Annotated in this window: 8 protein-coding genes; 6 read left to right on the plus strand and 2 right to left on the minus strand. The window is 54.4% G+C overall.

The features are described from left to right. The first annotated feature begins 332 nt into the window (after nt 1-332). Nucleotides 333-524 (plus strand): hypothetical protein, encoded by a 192-nt coding sequence (locus JW953_04345; GenBank protein ID MBN1991908.1) that lies wholly within the window; start codon nt 333-335, stop codon nt 522-524. Nucleotides 525-545: 21 nt separating this feature from the next. Here the strand turns inward: JW953_04345 and JW953_04350 are convergent, their stop codons facing one another. After that, a complete protein-coding gene (locus JW953_04350; protein ID MBN1991909.1) occupies nt 546-1,175 on the minus strand; it encodes an FHA domain-containing protein in 630 nt (209 codons plus the stop codon). A 103-nt stretch (nt 1,176-1,278) separates the two neighbouring features. Here JW953_04350 and JW953_04355 point away from each other — a divergent pair, with 103 nt between their 5' ends. The 5 genes from JW953_04355 (at nt 1,279) to JW953_04375 (ending at nt 6,769) form a co-directional block, all read left to right on the plus strand. Next, nucleotides 1,279-2,982: a serine/threonine protein kinase gene (locus tag JW953_04355; GenBank protein MBN1991910.1), complete on the plus strand. Its 1,704-nt coding sequence runs from the start codon at nt 1,279-1,281 to the stop codon at nt 2,980-2,982. A 105-nt stretch (nt 2,983-3,087) separates the two neighbouring features. After that, entirely contained in the window at nt 3,088-3,777 is a 690-nt protein-coding gene (locus tag JW953_04360; protein MBN1991911.1) for an SOS response-associated peptidase, read from the plus strand. A gap of 24 nt (nt 3,778-3,801) precedes the next feature. Next, nucleotides 3,802-4,191 carry a hypothetical protein gene (locus JW953_04365; protein MBN1991912.1) on the plus strand — a complete coding sequence of 130 codons (390 nt, stop codon included), beginning with the start codon at nt 3,802-3,804 and terminating at the stop codon, nt 4,189-4,191. 71 nt (nt 4,192-4,262) lie between these two features. Continuing rightward, on the plus strand, nt 4,263-6,404 hold the full coding sequence (locus JW953_04370; GenBank protein MBN1991913.1) for a PAS domain S-box protein: 2,142 nt from the start codon (nt 4,263-4,265) through the stop codon (nt 6,402-6,404). Continuing rightward, nucleotides 6,404-6,769 carry a response regulator transcription factor gene (locus tag JW953_04375; GenBank protein MBN1991914.1) on the plus strand — a complete coding sequence of 122 codons (366 nt, stop codon included), beginning with the start codon at nt 6,404-6,406 and terminating at the stop codon, nt 6,767-6,769. The genes JW953_04370 and JW953_04375 overlap by 1 nt, the downstream gene beginning before the upstream one ends. Before the next feature lie 76 nt (nt 6,770-6,845). Here the strand turns inward: JW953_04375 and JW953_04380 are convergent. Then, on the minus strand, nt 6,846-7,836 hold a 991-nt coding region (locus tag JW953_04380), incomplete at its 5' end, for a hypothetical protein (GenBank protein MBN1991915.1).

Consider the following 7,836-nt stretch of genomic DNA (forward strand, 5'->3'; position numbering starts at 1 on the left):
CAAAGGCACGAACACGCCGCTCCAAGTTTCTGGCTCTGGCGCCTGCTACTTAACATAAATTCACCAACAGTATCATTATGTCGGTAATCGTAGGGACAGCGCCTTGTGCCTGTGTTCCGGGGCGACCACAAGGGTACGCCCCTACATTACCGGATTAATTTCTAAAAATTCATATTGGTCGGCAATTCGCCTGCCCAATTGCCGACCTAAAAATATTAAATTTGTTAAATTTGTTAAAAAAGCTTGCCAAATTCAAAAAAATGTGATAAACTGGGTAACATACAAGATATTGTGTAAAACAAACGTTCTGCAACTACATCTAGGAGGTTGTTATGGGTAAAAATGCAAAATTGGCGGTTCGTCTCCACTCACAAGAACGCGAATGGCTCCTCAGCCTGGGCAATGGCAATATTGTCGAAGGGGTAAGGAATTTAGTTCAGCAAGCCAAAGAAAAACAATTTATCAGGGATAATTTGAGGGGTAAAAGCGGAAAAACAAATTTATGGGGCCACAAGAGCCGGTAACCAGGTGCTTCTGACCAACTCTTACTTTAACCGCAACCGATAGCCATATCCCCACACCGTCTCTATCCACTCCTTCCCAATACGCTCTCTCACCCGGCTCACCATTTTGTCTACCTGATAATCGTAGATAGCGTCTGTTTCTGTTTCCGGCCAAACCGCCGCAATAATTTCATCCTTGCTGACTGCTTCTCCGGCGCGCAGGTAAAGATAATTCAACAGATCGAACTGCTTCAAAGATAAACGGGGGGTCAATTTTTGGCCGTGCACCCACACCTCGCGGGCGCTGGCCTCTACCCGCAATATTTCCGCCGCAACCGCCACGCCTGGATGGGTGCGGGTTACGGCCAGGTCAACAAAAACAAACACGGCTTCACCAATGCGAACTTCGGCGCCGTCGCTCAGAAGCACCTCTGCAGTCACAGGTTCATTGTTTAACAACGTCCCGTTTTTGCTGCCCAAATCTTTGAGCCAGTAAAGCTGGTCTCGTTTAATAATTTGCGCGTGGCGACGGCTGGCAAAATCATTCTCAATCACTACCTGGCAGCTTGGTGCCCGGCCCAGCGTGGTCACATCTTGGGCCAACAGAATCTCCCGCCTGCCTTGCCCCGCCATCCCACCTTTGACCATCAATTTAGCTACATCGTCTGCCATATCAAAAACCCTGTTTCTATGGTATACTATTGAGGTGTCACTTAACCGGAACGGGTGACACCTAACACTTTCATGATACACAACATATCCTGATAGACAAGCCGTGACTGCAAAGGATTTATTGGGCCAAAAGATAGGCCCTTATCACATCGAATCCATTTTGGGCAGCGGCGGGATGGCTGTTGTTTACCAGGCCCGTGACCCCGAGAACCAGGTGATCGCGCTGAAAGTTCTCTTTCCGCCGCCCGGCACCGGCGCAGAAATCCTGACGCGCTTTGAGCGAGAAGCCCGGACTGCGGCCCGGCTCAATCATCCGGGCATTGTTCGCGTTTTTGCCGTGGGCCGGGCTGCCGGTTATGCCTATATGGCGATGACTCTGGTGGAGGGCCAAACCCTCACTACCCGGCTGGCCCAGGTGGGCAAGTTGGACGAAACAATAGCTGCCGACATCGCCTGGCAAATTGCCGACGCCCTCTACTACGCCCATCGCCAGGGCGTGGTCCACCGGGATGTCAAATCGTCCAATATTTTGCTGACCAGCGACGGCCGCGCCCTGCTGACCGACTTTGGTGTTGCCCAGGCTCTGGACGACGCCTCGTTGACGCGCACCGGTCATACAGTTGGCACCCCCGCTTACATGGCCCCCGAACAGGCCACCGGCGGGCAGACCGTTGATGGCCGGGCCGATTTATACAGTTTAGGCGTCGTGCTGTATCAAATGGTTACCGGGCGCGTGCCCTTTGAAGGCAGCACGCCGCAAGTGCTGCACGCCCACGTCTATGACCCTCCGCCGCCGCCCTCCACCGTGGCTGACGTGTCACCCGCTATGGAAGCAATTATCCTGCGCGCCCTGGCCAAAGACGTATCTGATCGTTTTCAAACCGGCGCGGCTATGGCCCAAGCTTTGACTCAATTGGATGACCAAACCAGGGTTCAGGTGAGGATCATGCCAACTGCTGCCAAAATCAAAAGCGCCAGGGCCAGGAGATGGGGGCTTATCGGGGCAATCGCTCTGTTCATCATTCTTCTGGCCACTGCGGGGATATGGCAATTCCGTGATTTCATGTTTAATGCCCCGGTTGAAGTAACTGCAACGCTTGCCGCCCTGCCGGTTTCCGTCACCTCTACTACCCCTCTGCCGCCCTCCACACCACCACCCTCGCCTACAATCACTTTATCCCCATCGCCTTCTCCAAGCCCTATTGCTGTAGCCCAAAATACTCCTACTGCCACTGTTTCTCCCCCACCTGTCGCTACGGCCACGCCATCTCCCCAACCTACACCAAGTTCACCTCCCTTCCCTACCCCGATTCCGTCACTAACCGCCACGGTCTGCCCTCAACCGCTTGACGAAGCCCTGGCCACATTAGCCAATACCATCCTTGATGAACCACTTGGTTGTCCCCGTTCACCGGCCATCATCACCCCGGCTGCCTGGCAACCTTTTGAGCATGGTCTGATGCTATGGCGAGAAGACTTGAACCTCATCTACGGCGTGGGCCCGGGTGAAGCCTGGTTTATCACCGGCGATCAGTGGCGCGAGGGCGACGCCCCCTACGATCCTGCCATCATTGTGCCCGCCGGCTACTACCAGCCCGTCCGGGGTTTTGGCAAAGTGTGGCGCGACCGGCCGGGTGTCCGCACGGCCCTGGGGTGGGGTTTGGCCGAGGAAACCGGCTTTATGACCACCATCCAGGAATTCACCGGCGGCCAGGTTTGGTACGACGCCGAACGCGATAGATTCATGATTCTCTTTAATAGCGGCGCTTATCAATTGGTGGAAAGCATAGGGGCGAGCGCTCCATAAAAAACAAACCACGAGCCGTAACCTTCGCCTTAAGATGAGTTGTCAGCCGAAGGTGGATATGCTATACTTTCCCGCATCTTGAATTTATCATCGGGGGCCTTAAAAATGTGCGGACGATTTAGCCTGGCCACAAATCAAAAAAAATTGGCGGAATCTTTTGCCGAATTTAAGTTGCCGGAAGAAATGGCACCACGCCATAACATTGCTCCCTCGCAACCTGTGGCCGTGGTCGCCAACAATGGTCAGGGTCAGGTTGAGTTCTTCCAATGGGGCCTGGTTCCCGCCTGGGCCAAAGACCCCGCTGTTGGCAACCGGCTGATTAACGCCCGGTCAGAAACCCTGGCCGAAAAACCTTCATTCAAAAATGCGTACAAACGCCGTCGCTGCCTGGTGTTGGCCGACGGCTTTTACGAGTGGCGCAAAGAACCCAACTCCAAGGCCAAAACACCAATGTACATTCAGCTACTCTCCAAAGAACCATTTGCCTTTGCCGGATTATGGGAATCATGGCACGGGGCGGACGGATCACATCTTCTGAGTTGTACCATTATCACTACCACGCCCAACGAGTTGATGGCCGACATCCATAACCGGATGCCCGTCCTGCTGCCGCCAGAGACTTACCCGCTGTGGCTCGATCCGGCCGAACGCAACCCAGCCGAACTCAAGGAGTTGCTCAAACCCTATCCTGCCGCCCAGATGATCGCTTATCCGGTTTCCAAAGTGGTCAACAATCCCCGGAATGATACCCCAGACTGTATCACTCCTCTACCAACAACATCGAATCTTTTGTGAACCATGTTGATAAAAAAACATTCTATGCTCATTATTCGGCTGGCCGTTTCTTTAGGTTTGCTCCTTCTCTTACTTTTGACAGCCCCTTATCTGAACGCCGACGATGGCGTCATCCTGAACCACGCCGGGTTTCCCGTGGTGGATCCCCCGGACGAATCGTCTGATCCCCCTCCTTTCATTCTGCCCTTTGCGAACCCGCCCGGTACTGGATACCTGGTTGTTGGGCCGGGCCTACGGCAATACCGTTGGCGCATACATGCAGATGCACTTACCGGCCTGAACCAACCTCTTACCAATCCGACCACCCTCCCTTTCTCCATAGCCAATGGCGATTGGGAGGTATCACCCAATGGCCGAAGCATTATCTTCGTTAACAGCGCCGACCCAAATATCTGGCTGCTGACCCTACCTTAGTCATCTGGACAACACGCGCATATTTGTTTACAATATCTGTAAACCTTAAAAAGAGTAACCACACTTCACCCATGCTCTGGCAATTTACACCCTACATTATCCTCTCTTTTACCGCAGCCGTTATCTCCACTGCGCTGGCAATTTACGCCTGGCGACATCGGGCCATACCCGGCGCAGGGGCGCTGGCTTTTTTGATGCTGGTCATTGGGGAATGGTCCCTGGCCAGTACCCTGGAATTGGCCGTCGTTGACCTGCCCGGCAAGATCTTTTGGTCCAAAGTGCAATACCTGGGGATTGTGGCCCTGCCTGTGGCGTGGCTGGCTTTTGCCTGGTTATTTACCAATCAGGATAAGCGGCTGACCCGTCGTAGTCTGATTCTATTGTCCATCATTCCCGTCATCACCCTCCTCCTGGTTTGGACCAACGAAGTTCATGGGTTGATATGGGTCTATACTGGCCTCACAACAAACGGCTCATCTGTAGTATTAGATGTAGCGTATGGCCCCTGGTTTTGGGTGCAGGCCAGCTTTGCCTACATATTGCTGCTACTGGGCACAATCTTGCTGGTGCAGATGTTACTCCGCGCCTCACACCTTTATCGTTTGCAAGTGGGCATTTTGCTGTTTGGCGTGTTAGCTCCGTGGGCGGCCAACGCCATTTATTTGGCCGGTCTGACCCCGGTTGACCCCACCCCCCTAGCTTTTGCGCTAACGGGCCTTGCTTTGAGTTGGGGCGTCTTTCGTTTCCGGCTGCTGAACGTGACGCCGGTGCTGCGCCGAACCATTGTAGACTTGATGAACGATGCCATTATTGCCCTGGACACGCAAAACCGAATTATTGACCTCAACCCGGCGGCTCAACGCCTCATCGGGCGCAATCTGGCTCAAACAATCGGCCAACCAAGCGCCTCCATCCTGGCCGATTTAATTGACCCGTACCAGATGCTCAGAGACGGCCACAGCGAAATAACGCTCACTCAGCCCAACGAACCGGCCCGCCATTTCGACCTAAACATTTCTCCTTTACAGAGCCGGCAAAACCGTCTGCTGGGACACCTGCTAGTTTTGCGCGACATTACGCCCCGCAAGCAGGTAGAAGAGCAATTGCGCCAACTGTCCCGCGCCGTTGAGCAAAGCCCTAACATTGTGATTATTACCAATACCAACGGCAACATTGAATACGTCAATCCCAAATTCACCCAGGTAACAGGCTATACCGCCGAAGAAGCCCTGGGGCAAAATCCGCGCATTCTCAAATCAGGCGACATGTCACCCGCAGACTACAAACATTTATGGGAAACAATTGCCGCCGGACACGAATGGCGGGGAGAACTGCATAACCGGCGGAAGGATGGCGAGTCGTACTGGGCCTCTGTCTCAATTTCACCGGTGCGAACCGCAGAAGGGGTTATCACCCGCTTTGTGGGCGTGCAAGAAGACATCACCGCCCGCAAACAGGCTGAACAAGCCCTGGCCCTGGCCCGCGACCAGGCCCTTGAAGCCAGCCGCTTAAAAAGTCAACTCCTGGCTAATGTAAGCCACGACCTGCGCACGCCGCTTAATGCCATCTTGGGCTACGCCGAAATGCTACAAGAAGGCGTTTATGGCCCACTCCCAGATAAACAATGTGGAGCCATTTCAGAAATCATTGAAAGTACGGGGCAATTGCTGAACTTTGTCAACAACCTTTTGGGACAGGCCCAGATTGAAGCCGGTAAAGTGAAACTCAACCTGGCTTCCCTTTCACCCGCAAAATTGATTGAGGATGTCAAGTCTATGTTGGACGTGGTCGCCCGGGCTAAAGGTTTGACCCTCACGGCCGATATTGCGTTCAACATGCCAGCCACCATTCCCGGCGACCTGTACTGGCTGCGCCAAATTTTAGCAAACCTGATTAACAATGCCATCAAATTTACCGAACCGCCCGGTTCGGTTCACGTGTATATTTTCCAACCCAACGAAACTCAATGGGCCATGCAAGTCTCCGACACGGGCCAGGGCATTCCCGCCGAAGCCCAATCCTATATTTTTGATGCTTTTCGTCAGGTAGACGGTACTGTCACCCGTGGGCATACCGGCTCGGGGTTAGGCTTGTCAATTGTTAAAGAATTGACCACCCTGATGCAAGGCCAAATTACGCTTGAGAGCAAAGTTGGTGAGGGAAGTAGCTTCACGGTTTTTTTGCCACTCTTGTCACTTGAGGAGAAAACATAATGGCAAATCCCCTTGCTTTCATCATTGAGGATGACGACAAATTGGCCACTATCTTTGCCGAAGCGTTACGCATGGCCGAATTCGAAACCGAAGTGGTGCAGGATGGTCATACCGCCCTGACCCGGCTGGCCAATACAACGCCGGCCGTGGTGGTGTTAGACCTACATCTGCCTCACGTTTCGGGCCAGGAAATTTTGCAGCAAATCCGGGGTGATGAACGGCTGGCCAAAACGCGCATCATCCTGGCCACCGCCGATGCCCTGATGGCTGAACATCTCAGACAAAAAGCCGATTTGGTGCTGATCAAGCCCATCAGCTTCAGCCAATTACGCGATTTGTCCGCCCGCCTGCGCCCGCGTGATTGAGTAAACTCATGCCACTAAAAACCAAGAAAGGGGGCAGCTTGCAAGCTGCCCCCTTTCTTATCATTGGTAGACTTGTTTACTCACTCAGGCAAGACCACTCCTGGGGACCTTCACCAAAGTTCAGCCCCACCAGGATAACGTCAAGCACATCAACGTTACCGCTGTGGTTGATGTCGGCGGCGCCAGGCATAGCGGCTACGCCAGCAGTGCCAAAACCAAGCCCAATAACTACAGCATCGGTAATATCCACATGGTCATCATCATTGATATCACCGCTCAATAGCGCCGTGTTTGTCAATCGTGTTTCTGGCTGCGCGCTAAGAGAAGCGCTACAGACAGCAGGGAGATAACCCGCTGCATCGGCCTTAATGGTGGTCATTCCTGAAGGTATTTCGGCGGTCAGCGCAAAATTACCGGCGTTATCGGTAGTGGCGCTCATCTGCCCGGTAGATTGCCCGTTGTCCGCAATCTCGACGGTGACGCCTGACCAATCAGTGGGCTGGCGGCCGGGTAAGTTAACCTGGCCAATAAGCAAAACCACCCTGGGGCCTGCCGGCGTTGGCGTTTCAACCGGCGGGGTTGGCGAACCGGCAGACGGAGTGCCGGTCACTGTAATCACTACAGTAACGCCAGGCGTTACTGTCGGCGGCGTGCCGGTCGCGGTTGGCGTAACCCTAGAAGGCGTGCCGGTCAAAGTGATGACCACCGGGATCCCTGGCGTCGCCGTTGATGGCGTGCCGGTCACAGTCGGTGTACCCGTTGGCGGCAATGTAGTCGGCGTCGCCGTTGGCGGCGTGCCCGTCATGGTCGGCGTAACCAGTGAGGGTGTAGGCGTACTGGTTGGCGGCGTGCCGGTCACAGTTGGTGTACCCGTTGGCGGCGTGCCGGTCATGGTCGGTGTGGCCGTTGGCGGCGTGCCGGTCATGGTCGGTGTGGCCGTCGGCGGCAATGCAGTCGGCGTCGCCGTTGGCGGCGTGCCAGTCACAGTTGGCGTAACCTGTGAGGGTGTAGGCGTACTGGTTGGCGGCGTACCGGTCACAGTTGGCGTAACCTGTGAGGGTGTAGGC

Source organism: Anaerolineae bacterium (genome assembly GCA_016931895.1).
Classification (GTDB): domain Bacteria; phylum Chloroflexota; class Anaerolineae; order 4572-78; family J111; genus JAFGNV01.

Coding starts and splice junctions, on each gene's coding strand:
- JW953_04365 (MBN1991912.1), top strand. CDS start 3,802: ATGCTCATTATTCGGCTGGCCGTTTCTTTAGGTTTGCTCCTTCTCTTA.
- JW953_04350 (MBN1991909.1), bottom strand. CDS start 1,175: ATGGCAGACGATGTAGCTAAATTGATGGTCAAAGGTGGGATGGCGGGG.
- JW953_04370 (MBN1991913.1), top strand. CDS start 4,263: ATGCTCTGGCAATTTACACCCTACATTATCCTCTCTTTTACCGCAGCC.
- JW953_04375 (MBN1991914.1), top strand. CDS start 6,404: ATGGCAAATCCCCTTGCTTTCATCATTGAGGATGACGACAAATTGGCC.
- JW953_04345 (MBN1991908.1), top strand. CDS start 333: ATGGGTAAAAATGCAAAATTGGCGGTTCGTCTCCACTCACAAGAACGC.
- JW953_04360 (MBN1991911.1), top strand. CDS start 3,088: ATGTGCGGACGATTTAGCCTGGCCACAAATCAAAAAAAATTGGCGGAA.